Origin of the sequence: Thermoactinomyces sp. DSM 45892, from assembly GCF_900107305.1 — a bacterium.
In the GTDB taxonomy this organism is placed as follows: domain Bacteria; phylum Bacillota; class Bacilli; order Thermoactinomycetales; family Thermoactinomycetaceae; genus Baia.
This window is the reverse complement of record NZ_FNPL01000011.1, coordinates 52992-68905: the sequence shown is the minus strand read 5'-3', so window position 1 is coordinate 68905 and position 15914 is coordinate 52992. Positions and strand designations below refer to the sequence as shown.

The 15914-nt window shown below is 40.5% G+C and carries 15 protein-coding genes; 2 read left to right on the top strand and 13 right to left on the bottom strand.

What is annotated here, in order from left to right; translation table 11 throughout:
- Window positions 1–28: 28 nt before the first annotated feature.
- The 5 genes from BLU58_RS10250 to asnS all read right to left on the bottom strand — a co-directional run bounded on the left by BLU58_RS10250 (window position 29) and on the right by asnS (window position 5952).
- A complete protein-coding gene (locus BLU58_RS10250) occupies window positions 29–355 on the bottom strand; it encodes a c-type cytochrome (protein WP_093292118.1) in 327 nt (108 codons plus the stop codon).
- Window positions 356–376: 21 nt separating this feature from the next.
- Complete coding sequence (locus BLU58_RS10245) at window positions 377–1228, bottom strand: cytochrome c oxidase assembly protein (protein ID WP_176786609.1); 852 nt, start codon at window positions 1226–1228, stop codon at window positions 377–379.
- Window positions 1229–1480: 252 nt separating this feature from the next.
- Entirely contained in the window at window positions 1481–3700 is a 2220-nt protein-coding gene (locus tag BLU58_RS10240; protein ID WP_093292116.1) for a YheC/YheD family protein, read from the bottom strand.
- A 115-nt stretch (window positions 3701–3815) separates the two neighbouring features.
- Window positions 3816–4535, bottom strand: a complete 720-nt coding sequence (locus BLU58_RS10235) for a DnaD domain-containing protein (RefSeq protein WP_255404676.1) — start codon at window positions 4533–4535, stop codon at window positions 3816–3818.
- Between the two features lie 121 nt (window positions 4536–4656).
- Window positions 4657–5952, bottom strand: coding sequence for an asparagine--tRNA ligase (asnS, locus tag BLU58_RS10230; RefSeq protein ID WP_093292115.1), 1296 nt, complete (start codon window positions 5950–5952; stop codon window positions 4657–4659).
- Between the two features lie 175 nt (window positions 5953–6127).
- Between asnS and BLU58_RS10225 the strand changes: the two genes are divergently transcribed.
- Together BLU58_RS10225 and BLU58_RS10220 are read left to right on the top strand one after the other, a co-directional pair.
- Window positions 6128–7312, top strand: a complete 1185-nt coding sequence (locus tag BLU58_RS10225) for a CapA family protein (protein ID WP_093292114.1) — start codon at window positions 6128–6130, stop codon at window positions 7310–7312.
- A 363-nt stretch (window positions 7313–7675) separates the two neighbouring features.
- Window positions 7676–8455, top strand: a complete 780-nt coding sequence (locus tag BLU58_RS10220) for a sulfotransferase domain-containing protein (protein WP_093292113.1) — start codon at window positions 7676–7678, stop codon at window positions 8453–8455.
- A 183-nt stretch (window positions 8456–8638) separates the two neighbouring features.
- Here the strand turns inward: BLU58_RS10220 and glnA are convergent, their stop codons facing one another.
- The 8 genes from glnA to miaA form a co-directional block, all read right to left on the bottom strand.
- A complete protein-coding gene (gene glnA, locus BLU58_RS10215) occupies window positions 8639–9976 on the bottom strand; it encodes a type I glutamate--ammonia ligase (RefSeq protein ID WP_369813742.1) in 1338 nt (445 codons plus the stop codon).
- A 31-nt stretch (window positions 9977–10007) separates the two neighbouring features.
- On the bottom strand, window positions 10008–10424 hold the full coding sequence (locus BLU58_RS10210) for a MerR family transcriptional regulator (RefSeq protein WP_093292111.1): 417 nt from the start codon (window positions 10422–10424) through the stop codon (window positions 10008–10010).
- Between the two features lie 99 nt (window positions 10425–10523).
- A complete protein-coding gene (locus tag BLU58_RS10205; RefSeq protein WP_093292110.1) occupies window positions 10524–11006 on the bottom strand; it encodes a DUF456 domain-containing protein in 483 nt (160 codons plus the stop codon).
- Between the two features lie 20 nt (window positions 11007–11026).
- Complete coding sequence (locus BLU58_RS10200; RefSeq protein ID WP_093292109.1) at window positions 11027–12289, bottom strand: methionine gamma-lyase family protein; 1263 nt, start codon at window positions 12287–12289, stop codon at window positions 11027–11029.
- 40 nt (window positions 12290–12329) lie between these two features.
- The gene (hflX, locus tag BLU58_RS10195; RefSeq protein ID WP_255404675.1) at window positions 12330–13568 is read right to left on the bottom strand and encodes a GTPase HflX; all 1239 of its coding nucleotides are present in this window, start codon (window positions 13566–13568) and stop codon (window positions 12330–12332) included.
- A 70-nt stretch (window positions 13569–13638) separates the two neighbouring features.
- Window positions 13639–14601, bottom strand: coding sequence for an AAA family ATPase (locus tag BLU58_RS10190; RefSeq protein ID WP_093292107.1), 963 nt, complete (start codon window positions 14599–14601; stop codon window positions 13639–13641).
- 92 nt (window positions 14602–14693) lie between these two features.
- A complete protein-coding gene (gene hfq, locus BLU58_RS10185) occupies window positions 14694–14942 on the bottom strand; it encodes an RNA chaperone Hfq (protein ID WP_072329815.1) in 249 nt (82 codons plus the stop codon).
- A gap of 33 nt (window positions 14943–14975) precedes the next feature.
- On the bottom strand, window positions 14976–15905 hold the full coding sequence (gene miaA / locus BLU58_RS10180) for a tRNA (adenosine(37)-N6)-dimethylallyltransferase MiaA (protein ID WP_093292106.1): 930 nt from the start codon (window positions 15903–15905) through the stop codon (window positions 14976–14978).
- Window positions 15906–15914: the final 9 nt, after the last annotated feature.

The following is a 15914-nucleotide window of genomic DNA, read 5'->3' as shown; positions in this document are numbered from 1 at the left end:
CATATATAGAACTGTTTCCTCATTTTCATTATTTCTTTTCTGAGAGCCATGTCGACAATTTCTCTAAGTCCTCTGCACTAATATAGCTTTTTTGTGCAGGCATACGGCCCTTGCCTTTTTCCAAGATGTTGTGAATATCCTCTTTACTCAGCTTGCTACCAACTTTCGTAAGATCAGGACCAATTCCTCCCTGCAAATTCATCCCGTGACAGTTCATACAATTTTTTTGATAAGTAGCTTCTGGCGTCCCAGCATCTACCGTAGGAGGCGCATCAGTAGTTGATTTAGTTTGACCTGAGCAAGCGGTTATCAATATAAAACTACATGTTAAAACAGCAATCCAACCCTTCTTCATGCATAACACTCTCCTATTTCATTACTCTTCCGTAACTGGCTTTCTAGACATAAGCTCTGCCAAATCACGCTCATCTTCTTTCTTTTGCTCTTTCATCCATCTTTTTAGGACAATCCCAATAGCTGATATATAAACGAGTTCTTGCACAATCTTCATAATAACTCCACCTAGTTGCTGATCATTTAGAGGAGTTAAAATCGGTGCAAGCTGAGACATTTGACGATACGTATCAAATAGCACATGATCCCCAAACATGATGAGAGCACACGCAGGTGTCAGCAAGAACCCATTTAAAAAGATAAAGGCTAACTTGAACAATGGCTTCGTTTTATCCCATTCTGGAACCGGACAAACAATAGGCCACCACATGCACAAAGCCAGAATCAGTAGAATCGTATGGGACACAAAGTGTAAGAAATGACTTTCCATGATAGCATCAAAAACAATGGGCACATGGTATAGAGAAATGGCACCATTGAATAAAAAAAGGATCACGATGGGGCCTGTTAAAAAGCGAAATACTGGACGGATTCCCTTACATTCAATTACTGGCCGAATCATCCAATCTGGAATACCAAGCCATAAAAATGGTGGAAGCACGATAAATAATAACGACATCTGGAGCATATGCATACTAAACAACTCATGCGCCAAGAGATCTAACGGGCTACTTATCGCTAGATTGGCGATAAGTAGCGCAAACATAAAATACAATTTCTGAGAAACAGAAACCGGATCCTTGCCAGGAAATTTATGTCGGTACGGTCCTGTGATAAGTAAATATACAACAGCAAGTCCAATAAATAATAAGTTTAATTGCAAATTCCAGTTAGCAGCATATAAAAATAACTGCATAAAATCATAAAAAGACATTGGAAGTCCTCCTCCCATACCTTAACTCGAGATTACTACCAACCACATCTTATCACATATTGGACACATAACAAAAAGCCTCTTTGTGACACTTTAAAGAATATGTGAATGATTGAACAAAATATCCTTTTTACTATCTTAATAACTTCAATCTAAATATGTAGTTTGTGAACAATTTCTCCTGTATGTAAAATTTTGTTTGTATTAAAAACCAGTCTGGAGCTGGAGTATATAGATCCCCAGCTCTCTTTTTTACTCTCCTCTCATCAGTAACTGATAATAGCTTTTTAAATCCTCCGCAACTCGCTTCCAGCTAAACTTTTCTTCTATCATTTTACGAGATTGTTTTCCCATTTCTTTTAATAGCTGTGGATTATTTAGCCAATGTAGTACAGTCTTCTCGATCCGTTTGCTCAGAATGTCTGGAGATAATAGTTTTCCGTTTACTCCATCCTGGACAACTTCTCCAATTCCTCCCACAGAGGTACTTAAAATAGGTAATCCAGTGGCCATCGCTTCCAGATTTACTAGACCAAAAGATTCATTTCCTACTGATGGTGTGACTAGCAAATCTGCAAGTTGGTAGATAGAGGGAAGCTGATCATTTGGCACATAACCTAACCATTCAACTTGTGTTGCACACGGCTCTACTATTTTCCTACATTTTTTAAGATATTCGGTCTCAATCTCTTTGCCATAATAACTACTTCCAGCAATCAATAACTTCGCATCTGGCTCTTGTTTCACTACTTCTACAAACGCTTCTAGCAGATGATGGAGGCCTTTTTGGGGAATGAGTCGTCCTACGAAAAGCAGGACAGGCTTTCCACCAAGATTTCGCTTTTGGCGTTCTAAAATTCGATTTTGTAGACGGTCCGGTTCATGAATAGAAGGAAACATATCTAAATTTACACCGAGTGGCACCACATGGCAACGATCAGAGAGACTACCCTCCATCTCAATCACTCGTGATCGGAGAAACTGACTATTTACCAAGATCATATCGTATTTCTTTAAAATCTTGCTTCTTTCTTTCGGATTGATGTATGGGGCTCTAATATAGGTTTCTGAGTGAAGAAAAAGAACCTTTTTTCCTGGTAACTTTTGAACAGGGGGATTCATTATCCAGATGGGGCGATTTTCAAATTGGATAATCTGACTTGGATGATGGAGCAAATACTTCGCCACTTCTTTTCGATAACGCTTCCGTTCAGCAGAAATATTAACTTGCCGAGCCGGAACTTCCTTGAAATGATGAATATGAGCCCCTATTAATGTAACAGGTAACAGATGACTTAGATGATTTGTAATCTGACGCGAACAGATTTCTACTGAACCACTCCCTGCTTCATCAACGGGTAAACTCCCGGGAGTAACAATACTAATTTTGGGTCTCTCTTGTTGCTTCTGGATCATTTTCCTTGCAAGATACCCTGCATATTGCATGGGGCTCTGTATGGTCTTATGCCATGAATCAAAATCTTGTGCTTGATAAAACGTAATTCGAAGATCTCGACCGTTCACTTCAATAATCCAAATTTTTTCATCTACATCAATCGCAATATCAAATCCTAAATCGGCTAAGCCAGGATTAGTCGTTTCAAGCTTTTGAGCCGCTAGAATTACCAACCTTTCGATCCTCTCCTTCATCTCCTGAGGATCGTTTATCTCTAGATCACATAAAACCTCGTCTATCTTCTTCGATTTCCCACCAACAGCTAAATTAGTCGCAATCCCGTGCTTCACACCTAGGCGGGCAACCATACCAGAGACGGTCCACTCCCCATTCACTCCTTTTTGAACTGCTATACGGAAGTCAACCGCTTGATCATGAATGGTCTGAACTGTAATAGCTTGTTGAATTAAGAACTCCTCTTTTTCAGCTTTTCTTCCTAACTGAATTTCCAGTTCAGAGTTTGGATATGTTTCCTTTACTCCTGTAGAATGTATCATTCGCCATATATTTTCCTGTTGATCGATACGACATATATCAATCCCTAAACTTTTTTCCAAAGGCTTCACATAGATAGCCGGGTATTGCTCCTGTAATATTCGCCAATTGTTTACAGAAAGCAGCTCCGTTGTGGGAAGATAAGGAGCAATCTCTGGAAATTGAGATAAATCTTGATGTACCTTCCACTTATTCAAACGATTATCTTGGTTAAATACGGTTACACCAGGTGTTCTTACTAGTTGGTCTACTTGCTTTTTCGTATTCACGGGCTTCACTCGATTATGGATGATAGCCGGTATTGGGACAGTTACTCTTTGAAATGTATTTTGTTCTTCTCTATATCGAAAACCCTTCACAGTGCGATTCCTGAAATTCACGTGAGAAATGGTAAAGAAAATGGGAGTAAGACCTTCTCTTTTCGCAAATCGATGGTACATAACGAAGGATTCATATGCTGATCGCTGACGCAAGCAATCAGATAAAATCTTCTGACTAATGAGAATGCCTATTCGCGACAAGACCTCCACCTCCCTCCTATTTCAATTAGATTATGCCTGAAGTGAGAAAAGTCACAAGTATATTTGTCCCCTATCTAGAAAAATAGACGTATGCTGATTGGTTGTCAGCATACGTCTATTCTTGACTTACCCAGTTATAAAAGGAAAAATTTCCTGCATCCACCTCTGTCGGCTTCATTTGCTTATACAAAACTCCTTTGGATCGAAAACGTCTTGTATATTCAAAAGCTTGCTCCGAAGTTTGAATTTGATTTCTCTCCCATTCCAATAGGATTCGATCTATGTAACGAAAGCTTACTTTTCCGCAAAAAACAGCTTCTCGTAATGCTGCCTCTATTAAATCATCCGAGTATCCATCTTCATCGATCCACCGCGACAATGTCTCACACTCAAACGGAGATAAAGCCCTCCCAAATTCTCTCTCAAATAATTGAAATAGACCTTGGTAAGCATTTTCTTCTTCTATTTCAGGTGTTTGGCGACCAATATAATTAGCGGCTAGCTGTCTGTAGAGTGGAGTTAACGAATATCTTTCAGATTGAAGTCCATTTTCATCCGTAACATCTTCCAATTCGATAAAACCATGTTGCACCATGTGATGAAGAGCATTGCTTATCTCTTCATAGTTCATATGCATACGAGATTCTAACAATTGAATCGAAGGAAGTGGATTCCATTCCTTCTCTTGAAAATTGATCAGATGGATGAGAATCATAACATCTTTCTCTGTTAAACCAACCTGCTTATATTCTTGTAAAAGGATAACTGGTACAGACACCGATCCTTGCAACAGAAAATTAACTAATGTTGTCTGAATAGACCCAGATTGTTCCAAGAAACACCCACCTCGCTTACTTCATCCTTTAACTATACCACGAATTATTTAATAAAATAGTCTTGAAAAAAGGAAAAGCATCTTCATCATAAAATCCGATTAGTAGATGCTTTTCCTTTTATTAAGGATAGAGACGATTTAACATACGAGGGAATGGAATGGTTTCCCGTACATGATCCAAGCCACAAATCCAAGCAACCGTTCTCTCTAGTCCAAGCCCAAATCCAGAATGAGGAACACTTCCGTATTTACGCAGATCTAGATACCAAGCATAAGCTTCTTTGGGTAAGCTATGTTCCTCATACCGCTTAGTTAATAGCTCAAGATCGTCAATCCGCTGTGATCCACCTATAATTTCTCCATAACCTTCTGGAGCAATCAAATCCGCACATAGTACCACTTCCGGTTTGTTCGGATCTGGTTTCATGTAGAAAGATTTAATCTCCGTTGGATAATGCGTAATAAATACAGGTTTATCAAAGCTTTCGGCAATTTTTGTCTCATGAGGCGCACCAAAATCTTCTCCCCACTGAATATCCTCAAAGCCTTCACGATGTAATAACTCGATCGCCTCATCATATGTAATTCGCGGGAATGGCGCTTTAATCTTCTCTAACTTCGAAATATCGCGCTCAAGGGTTTGTAATTCGGTTTGACAGTTTTGCAAAACGGATTGAGCTACAAACTCGAGCATCTGCTCTTGATATTCTAGGTTTCCTTCATGGTCCACAAATGCCATTTCCGGTTCAATCATCCAAAATTCTATTAAATGACGACGCGTCTTGGACTTCTCCGCACGAAATGTAGGCCCGAAAGAATACACCTTATTTAATGCCATTGCTGCCGCTTCTGCATATAGCTGTCCACTTTGTGACAGGTAAGCATCTTCATCAAAGTACTTGGTATGAAACAAATTGGTTGTACCTTCACAGGAAGATGGTGTTAAAATCGGCGAGTCTACTAATGTAAAGCCTTTTTGATCTAAAAATAGTTGAATCGCCCGAATGATTTCTGCACGAACACAAAGAATCGCTGCTTGACGGGCAGAACGGATCCAGAGATGACGATGATCCATAAGGAAATCGGTGCCATGCTCTTTTTTCGCGATTGGATACTCTTCGGCAACTTGAATTGTTTTCACGCTTGTTACGTCGAGTTCAAAACCAGAAGGAGCTCGATCATCTTGACGAATGGTTCCCGTAACATATAATGAACTTTCCATCGTCAAAAGTTTTGCTTCATCCCAAATTTCGGAAGCCACCTGATTCCGCACTAAAACACCTTGAATCGTGCCTGTCCCATCTCGTAATTGTAAGAATTGAATTTTACCACTGGAACGTTTATTATACATCCATACCCCTATGGTAACTTCTTTTCCTACATATGCTGAGACTTCACGTATTGTTATCATTGACATAAATACCCCCATCTGTTCAGACGCTTCTTTCCATTATAAACCGCTGAAATTTTCATCGTCAACGAATTCGACCAATGGATTTTCTTATTTTAGACAGAATTTGAAGTAAAAAATCTACTATAATAGACATATTGCGTTTAAATAGTAAGTCGGGCCACGCAAAGGAGTGAAACATTTGAAACGAATTATATCGATTATCACAGCTATTTTAACGGTTATTTTGTTTGTTATATTTTTCCCATTTGGTAAAGCGGCAATCTCTCCTGAAAGCAACAGTGATCTGCCTAGCAAGTCTGAGCAAAAGGAGACTGCACCAAGCAAGCTTCAAATTGCTGCATTTGGGGACATCATGATGCATACTCCGCAGATTAAAGCTGGTGCCTTAGGAGGAAACAACTACGACTTTCGTTCGTTTTTTAAGGAAGTCAAACCTTATATTAGCCAAGCAGATATCGCGATTGGAAACTTTGAGATGACACTTGCAGGTCCCTCTAAGCCGTACTCTGGTTTCCCCCAATTTAATGCACCTGACCAGATCGTGGACGCACTGAAAGACTCTGGAGTTGATGTAGTAAGCACATCAAACAACCATGCCATGGATACCGGGGCCGATGGGGCCATTCGAACCCATAAAGTCGTAAATGAACGTGGAATCAAAACGACAGGCACCTCACCTTCTGCAGAAAAACGGAAACCACTCATTGTCGAAAAAAATGGAATCAAAGTGGCATTCCTCGCTTATACAGAGCTTACAAATGGAATCCCGGTTCCATCAGACAAGCCGTATCTTGTTAATCTGATTGGAGACGGAACTGGGATAGCCAAAGATATCGCTCAAGCGAAAAAAGAAGGTGCAGAATTAGTTTGTGTCTCACTCCATTGGGGCGTCGAATACCAACGTAAACCTAATGAGAGTCAAAAGTCGATTGCAGAGAAAGTATTTAAAGCGGGTGCAGATGTTATCTTCGGTAGTCATCCTCATGTACTACAGCCGATGGAGAAAATGAATGTGGATGGAAAAGAGAAATATATTATTTATTCCATGGGGAACTTTGTTTCTAACCAAAAAGACCCTTATACAGATGAAGGGATTATTGTATATGTGGATTTAGAGAAGGATCCAAAAACCAATGAAGTGAAGCTAAAAAAATTCTCCTTTCTTCCTACCTTTGTCTATAAGTACAATGCAAATGGGAAGCAACAATATGCCATTATCCCTACACCGACACAAGAAGCAACCAGCTTACCTTATCCGGGGTTATCAGCTTCCAAATGGAAATCGGTTTGGAATAATACCGTTTCACATGTCAGTCCTAGCGAAGCAATTCCCGTTTATGCGAATCCAGCTCAAAAACAATAATCGAGTAGAGGGGGTGATTAGCCCCCCCACCCTAGCATGTGGTTCAATAGGCGAGTCAAGCGTCCTATAGAGTAATATGCTAACATTCGAGTTTTACCCCATAAGGCTTCTTCGTCGTCTTTTCGTTCTTCGTGTTTGCTGGATTTAAAGGGTTGATTCCAAGTTCCAGCTATCGAAGATCTAAGCTTGTCTTCAGGACACTCTTATTTTTATTTTCTACCACTAACGTGACATAGATCCAATTTTATTGAAGGAGAATCACAATTCTATTTATATTTTCATAAGAATGAAAGGAGTAAATTCCCAATGAATTGGAAATTATATGTATAGAACGAGAGATATTCGTCATTTATAGAGGGGGGAATGGATAAAGTGGAACTATCTCCATTTATTATAAATAGTGTTCCGAAGAGTGGACTGAACCTACTATTACAAATAGTTAAGGGTATTCCTAATCTAACCTGTGATATAACCCCACTAAATGAATTATCTTGTTACTTTCCAGAAAAATTTAATAAACAATTGCTTGTTATATTTGATAACAAATTGAAGAGTTTAAGAATGAACGAATTTCTTTTTGGTCATGCAGTTTACAACTCGGAGTATATGGAAATCTTGAAGAAATTAAATATCAAATCGATTTACTTATATAGAGATCCCAGAGATGTCTTAATTTCTAAAGTCTATTATATTGAGAAAGGATATTTTAAAAATTATCCTTTGGCAGAGGAACTAAGAGATACAAGTAGATATCATAGTAGGAAGCAACGTCTGCTAACCATATTAACCAGTGAAAAATATAATTTTCTACATTTCTATGATCCATTTTACAAATGGTTAAATAAAAAAACTGATAATTTCCTTCCTATTTCATTTGAAAATTTAATAGCTGAGACAACTAAAAATGATATATATTTATCTATAATTGATTTTATTTTAAAGAATGATATAGAGAACTGCGATAAGCTTTCATTGGTTAATTCAATGAATGGAAATACCAATCCTTTAAAATCCCGTACTTTTAGAAAAGGAAAAATAGGATCTTGGAGAGAAGAATTTGACGATGAAATAAAATCATGTTTTAAGGAATATGCAGGAAAATTGTTAACTCATTATGGATTTGAACAAGATAATAGTTGGTAAAATCAAATGAAGGAGCTATTAGCATTCATGAAGACAGGTTATCATCCTACCGTTATGAGAGCCGTATTTGATAAAGGTCCATTAGTCCATCCTATACTACGAGAATTTCTTTATACTGTATCCAAAACATAAAAAAGCTGAAACCGCCTACTTGCTGTAGGTGATTTCAGCTTTACATATATCCTAGTAGAGAGACATATATTGATCGCGTTCCCACTCATGAACAGTGGTGCGGAATAGATCCCATTCAATTTCTTTTGCTTCTATAAAGTGGTTAAGTGCATGTTCACCAAGCGCCTCTGCGATAACGGTATCGTTTTGCAGCTCTTGAATCGCTTCGAACAAGTTTGCTGGTAGGCTGTTGATGCCTGCATCTCTACGCTCTTGCTCATCCATCACATAGATGTTACGGTCTGTTTGTGGAGGTGCTGCTAGTTTGTTCCGAATACCATCTAAGCCTGCCGCTAACATCGTAGCTAGTGCTAGGTAAGGGTTTGCTGCAGGGTCTGGAGAACGCACCTCAATCCGAGTACTAAGGCCCCGTGAAGCAGGCACACGAACTAACGGGCTACGGTTTTTTGGAGACCAAGCTACATAGCAAGGAGCTTCATAACCAGGTACTAAACGCTTGTAAGAGTTGATTAGCGGGTTGGTCACTGCTGTAAAGGCACGAGCATGTTTTAAGATCCCAGCTAGATAGTGAAGTGCTGTTTCAGATAAGCCTAGCTCATCCTTCTCATCATAGAAAGCATTTTCGTTTCCACGGAAGAGAGATTGATGACAGTGCATACCAGAACCATTGACACCAAATAGAGGTTTCGGCATAAAAGTTGCATGCAAGCCATAGTTACGAGCTACATTTTTTACAACCAATTTAAATGTTTGGATTTGGTCTGCTGCCTTGATTGCATCCGCATACTTAAAGTCGATTTCATGCTGTCCAGGAGCTACCTCATGGTGAGAAGCTTCGATTTCAAATCCCATTTGCTCCAATGTAAGCACGATATCACGGCGGCAGTTTTCGCCCAGATCCAGCGGCGCTAGGTCAAAGTAACCACCTTGGTCATTTAGATCAAGTGTTGGTTTTCCCTTCTCATCCGTTTTAAAGAGGAAGAACTCTGGCTCTGGTCCTACATTAAAGGAAGTAAAACCAAGCTCTTTCGCTTCTGCCATCACTTTTTTAAGAATACCACGTGGATCCCCTGCAAAAGGAGTACCATCTGAGTTGTAAATGTCACAAGTAAGAGCGCCCACTTTTGAGTCCCCTGCCGCAACCCACGGATAAACTACCCACGTATCGAGATCTGGATACAAGTACATATCGGACTCTTCGATGCGAACAAACCCTTCAATCGAAGACCCATCAAACATCATTTTATTATCAAGAGCTTTTTCTAACTGGCTCCGTGGAATCTCTACATTTTTAATGGTTCCAAGTAGATCTGTAAATTGAAGACGGATATATTGAACATTTAGTTCAACCGCCTGTTTTAAAATATCCTCTTTCGTAAACCGTGCCATATCCATCATTCTCCCTTTCAAAGTCGTTAAATTATTGACGGAAAAACCTCGAGAATTCACCGTAAACTTCAGAAGTACGGCCTAGCTTAGGGTGTAGAAGATCGCGTTTTAATAACCGACGTAATTCTCGTTCGGACAACTCTTGCTTCACTTTTACAACCGCAGCTTTCGCTTTTTCCACCTCTTTGTGTGCCTCAAGAATCTGATGGTCTTTCTGTAACATTTCCTTGACACCTGCAAGGTTAACTCCTTTTTCGATCAACGATTTGATTTCAAATAAGCGTTCTACATCGTTAAAGGAAAATAGGCGTTGGTTTCCATTTGTACGCTCAGGTTGGATTAAACCTTGTTGCTCATAGTAACGGACTTGACGCGGTGTTAAATCAGTCAATTTTGTTACGGTTCCAATTGGAAACAAAGGCATATTTCGCCGCATCTCATCATTCATGATGACGGTCTCCTTTACGCTCATTTTACGATGTGTCAGTTTTTATGTCAACATATGTAAGGAAAGTTAACATAAAAACTTTTTCATGTACAACCATCCTTAAATTAAGACAAAAAACCATACCAACAGCGCAATTAAAATAATCAGTTTCACCAATATACCACCGATAAAACCAATCAATGTACTTATTCCAACAGAGAATGCTTTTTTGAAATCTTGGGTACGAATCCACTCAACCACTAAAACAAAAACGAATGGACCTACTATTACTCCAAGTGGCCCAAGAAAGAGCGAGAACACAATTGCCCCAAGCGCGGCTGCCCAAAACGAACCACTCGATCCACCCGCTTTTTTAGCCGCAATCCCACTAGCAAAGTTGTCGACCAGAAAACTTAACACCATCACAACACTTGTAATAATCCAGAACCATAAACCTAATGCTTGATCATCCACAAAAAAGTGGTACATTGCAAAACCAGCCATTAGCAAAGGGACGTCTGGCAAGACTGGAAATATCAATCCTAAGAATCCCAGAGCGAACAGGGCAATGATTATAATCCATACAACCGTTATCGTTACCACATATATCCTCCTTATTCCATTTATACTGGGAGCGAACCCGTTGTTCTCATTCGATCTAACGCTTGTAAAATAGCAATTTTTACATGCGAATAAGTAAGTCCACCTTGAAGAAAAGCAATGTAAGGCTCACGAAGCGGTCCATCAGCAGATAGCTCAATACTTGCCCCTTGGACAAATGTTCCCGCTGCCATAATAACAGGATCCTGATATCCTGGCATCTCTGCCGGAATCGGAGTAATGTGGGCATCCACTGGACTCGCACTTTGAATACCTTGGCAAAAAGCAATCAATAGTTCGGCACTCCCCAGTCGAACTTGCTGGATAATATCCGTTCGCGGTTCATCCCATCTTGGAGTAGTCTGAAAGCCAACTTCTTTTAACATCGCAGAAGCAAATACCACGCCCTTTAATGCTTCCCCCACTACATGAGGTGCTAAAAACAGTCCTTGATAGTAGTCCCGTTGATACCCATAAGTGGCCCCACCTTCTACCCCTATACCCGGGGCAACGAGACGTGAAGCCGCCTTTTCGATGAACTTCTTCTTCCCGACCATATATCCACCTGATTTTGCCAAGCCCCCGCCTGGATTTTTGATGAGTGAACCCGCTACAATATCAGCCCCGACATGTGTCGGCTCCAAGTTCTCTACAAACTCCCCATAACAGTTGTCTACAAAAATGACCGCTTGAGGTGCTATTTCACGAATTTGTAAAATCATGTCTCGAATGCGTGCAATGGTAAAAGAAGGTCGATCCGCGTAGCCACGAGAGCGCTGAATAGCAACTACTTTCGTGCTTGCACTAACAAACTTCCTAAATGTGTTCCAGTCGATATCCCCATCATCTAGCAAAGGGATTTCTCGATATCGAATTCCATAGTCCGCCAAAGAGCCTGTCCCATCCCTCTCCTTACCAATCACTTTATGGAGTGTATCATAAGGGGTTCCAGTAAGATAAATCAACTCTTCACCCGGGCGCAGGTTTCCGTATAAACTGCTCGCAATCGCATGTGTACCGGAAATAATATTGGATCTGACCAATGCCATCTCAGCCCCAAACAAATCGGCAAAAATCCGTTCAAGCACTTCCCGTCCCACATCATCATACCCATATCCTGTAGACGAGTGCAGATGATAATCGCTCACAGCATGTTTGCGAAACGCATTAAGAACGCGCCACTGATGCATATCGACGCGTTCCTCGATTTGACCCATAATAGGCCCTACCTGCTTTCTTACTTTAGACTGTAATTCCTGAATCCATGTTTCATGTTTTAGCTCCATATGTACACCGTTTCTATTGTGTATTTGTTTACTTACCTACCTACTTTATTTGCATCTTCTCTTGCAAATCCCTCGGAAGAGAGCTCAATTTATTCCTCGGGAGACGGTATTGAAACGAAATTTCTAAATCCTCTGTCTCGCTATGTAAGATTTCTGCATGACGATATAGCGCAGAAATCCAGTCCCCCTTCTCAACAGAGAATGAAACCGTCCCTTTAAAATCATGTTGATAGAGAAGCTCTTCTATTTTTTCTTTTAGGCGTTCTAAATCAGATTGATTAAAGGCGGAAATCATCATTCGGTTGCCTTCTCGCTCTCCCAATTCATCCTGGGTCGATCGCTCCACCATTTGATCCACTTTATTAAAAACAATCAGTGTTGGGATATGTGCCGCTCCTAATTCTTCGAGAACCTCTTCCACTACCTTCATTTGTTCTGATGATTCAGGATGGCTTGCATCCACTACATGTAGTAGCAAATCAGCTTCTGTCACCTGTTCAAGAGTACTACGAAAAGAAGCTACTAATTGGTGCGGAAGATTGCGGATAAAACCAACCGTATCCGTCAACAAAACCTCTTGCCCGTTAGAAAGATCCAATTTACGCGATGTCGGATCCAAGGTGGCAAATAATTTATCCTCTGCTAACACTTCCGACTCTGTTAACTGATTGAGTAATGTAGACTTCCCTGCATTTGTATAACCTACGAGCGATACTTGTGTCACGGCTTGTTTCTTTCGTCTTGCTTGGTGAAGCCTGCGATGTTTGCGCACTTCTTCTAAGTCATGTTTCAAAATATCAATTTGTCGCCTGATATGTCTTCGATCCGTTTCAAGCTTCTTCTCACCAGGGCCTCGTGTACCAATCCCGCCGCCCAGTCTAGATAGCTCTCTGCGCTTTCCTACCAGTCTTGGTAGCATATATTGGAGCTGAGCTAACTCAACTTGAAGACGACCTTCTTTCGTCTGTGCTCGCCCTGCAAATATATCGAGGATTAACTGTGTCCGATCAATCACTTTCGCATCAATTAGCCCCTCTAGATGTTTGATTTGGGAAGGAATTAATTCTTGATCAAAAATGACCAAGTCAGCCTCTAGATCCTCTACTAACTGCGCGATCTCTTCTGCTTTTCCCTTTCCAACTAACCACGCACGATCCTTTCGATCGCGAAACTGAATCACCTGTTCCATTACCTCTGCGTGGGCCGTTTCCGCTAGACCCGCTAATTCTTCTAAAGAAGAACGAAGCTCCCATTCATGCAACTTAGAACCACAACTCACAAGTATGGCCCGTTCCCTCTCTACGATTCCTTCGATTGGTATCCATCCTTCCAACAAACAATGAAATATGTTAATTATACCATGAGTGAATAGGTGTTTTCTTTTCGACTTCGTCTAACTGAAAGTCATTTGAACGCAAGGTCATTAAGTCGTTTCGATTTGCATAAGGCATTTGTAGCAACCGAACGGCATGTTGGCGAACGGCCTGTTCAATCGAATTACGTATATAACGAGCATTCCCAAAAGGGCGATCTAAACGCTCCATTTCTCGTTGAACATGGCTTCGCAACTTCTCTTTTGCCGCGACAGATAGACGGTATTGTCTCTCATTCGTCATACATTCAGCAATTTCAAGTAGTTGTTGAATCGAAAAATCCGCAAACTCAAGCTGAACAGGAAATCGAGAAGGCAATCCAGGGTTGGAGCTTAAAAAATTACTCATTTCCCATGAATATCCTGCTAAAATTAAGATAAAATCATTCTTATGATCCTCCATTGCTTTTACAAGGGTATCAATAGCTTCTTTCCCAAAATCTTTTTCCCCACCACGAGCTAATGAATACGCTTCGTCAATAAATAGAATTCCACCAAGTGCTTTATTTACATGCTCTCTCGTCTTTTGAGCAGTATGTCCGATGTACTCCCCCACTAAATCAGCCCGCTCTACCTCCACTAAATGACCTTTTGACAACATCCCCATTTCCCGAAACAAACTGCTCATAATTCTCGCTACCGTTGTCTTACCCGTTCCAGGGTTCCCAGTAAATACCATATGAAGAACTTGCTGCTCACTACTTAGACCAGCGGCCTGCCTTCTCTTACCGATTTCCAGCCATGCATATATTTCCTTTACGAAGGCCTTCACTTGGGTTAATCCTACTAATTGATCCAATTGGTCGAAGCATTTCTTTAAACCGACAGGCGTTTCCTCTTGCCAAGCAGGAAGGGAACAGATAGCAGCGCTCTGTTTTCGATCAAACACGATTTGGATTCGATGTTTCTCATCTTGCACCTCAAGGACTCTCCTGCTCATGAAGTTCACCTCATCTGGGCTATTTGTTCTGTCTATGTATACGCATATGCCCATTTATTGGTGATAATAGAAAAAAGCCAAGTGATAATTTCTCACTTGACTTCTACTTCTTTATCTTCTTGGGACATAAGAGATACAGGACGCGCTGGTGTAAACGTAGAGATTGCATGCTTATAAACCATTTGTTGCTTACCTTCACTATCGATCACAATGGTAAAGTTATCAAAACCTCTAATGACACCTCTTAATTGAAATCCATTCATTAAATAAATGGTTACAGGTACTGATTCTTTTCGAATCTGATTCAAAAATGTATCTTGGATATTAATGGCTTGTTTCAAAATAAGTACCTCCTATGTTTATCAGTCAGGTATTTATTCTCTGTACTCTGGAAACTTTCCTGCCACCTGCTCTTTAATTTCTTCAAAGATTCCTTTTTTCGTTACATCATACCAAAAAATCTCACTTGATCGCCTAAACCATGAGAGTTGCCGTTTCGCATAATTACGAGATCCCTTTTTAATCTGTTCAATGGCAGCATCCAAAGACCATTCTCCATCTAAATAGCGATAAATCTCCTTGTAACCGATCGCATGCATCGAAGTAGCAGCCCTTTGATACCCCTTTTGACGCAACATTTGTACCTCTTCTACTAGCCCTTGCTCTATCATCAAATCAACCCGCCCATTAATTCGCTCATATAGTAAATCCCGGGGCATCGTTAGACCAATCCATAAGGATCGATACGGCGACTCTCCCTTTTTACTTAGTTGTGAGATCGACTTGCCTGTCTGTTCATACACCTCTAAAGCCCGGATTAACCGTTTCTGATCATTTGGATGTAATTTCTTTGCTGATGCCTGGTCTACTTCTTGCAAACGTCTATGCAGCGCATCATTCCCCTTTTTTTCTGCTAACTCTCTTAATTTTTGTCTCAAACTCGGGTTTTCTTTTACATCTGGCATGAGATAGTTATGAGTAACCGAATCCAGGTATAAACCCGTTCCACCTACTAAAATAGGAAGGTGAGCTCGACGGGTTACTTCGGCAATCGATTCTCGAGCCACTTTCTGAAACTCCTGCACTGAAAAAGAGTAGTCGGGATCATACAGATCAATGAGATGATGAGGAATGAGTTCTCTGTCTTCCTGCGACGCTTTTGCTGTTCCAATATCCATATAACGGTAAACTTGCATCGAGTCCCCCGATATGATTTCTCCATGAAACTCTTGAGCTAATGATAGACTTAAAGACGTTTTCCCTACAGCAGTAGGGCCCACAATTACCAACAAGTTAGGCTTCATCGTAACTAC

Coding starts and splice junctions, on each gene's coding strand:
- asnS (WP_093292115.1), bottom strand. CDS start 5,952: ATGTCAATGATAACAATACGTGAAGTCTCAGCATATGTAGGAAAAGAA.
- miaA (WP_093292106.1), bottom strand. CDS start 15,905: ATGAAGCCTAACTTGTTGGTAATTGTGGGCCCTACTGCTGTAGGGAAA.
- BLU58_RS10190 (WP_093292107.1), bottom strand. CDS start 14,601: ATGAGCAGGAGAGTCCTTGAGGTGCAAGATGAGAAACATCGAATCCAA.
- BLU58_RS10210 (WP_093292111.1), bottom strand. CDS start 10,424: ATGAATGATGAGATGCGGCGAAATATGCCTTTGTTTCCAATTGGAACC.
- BLU58_RS10220 (WP_093292113.1), top strand. CDS start 7,676: ATGGATAAAGTGGAACTATCTCCATTTATTATAAATAGTGTTCCGAAG.
- BLU58_RS10200 (WP_093292109.1), bottom strand. CDS start 12,289: ATGGAGCTAAAACATGAAACATGGATTCAGGAATTACAGTCTAAAGTA.
- BLU58_RS10245 (WP_176786609.1), bottom strand. CDS start 1,228: ATGTCTTTTTATGATTTTATGCAGTTATTTTTATATGCTGCTAACTGG.
- glnA (WP_369813742.1), bottom strand. CDS start 9,976: ATGGCACGGTTTACGAAAGAGGATATTTTAAAACAGGCGGTTGAACTA.
- BLU58_RS10250 (WP_093292118.1), bottom strand. CDS start 355: ATGAAGAAGGGTTGGATTGCTGTTTTAACATGTAGTTTTATATTGATA.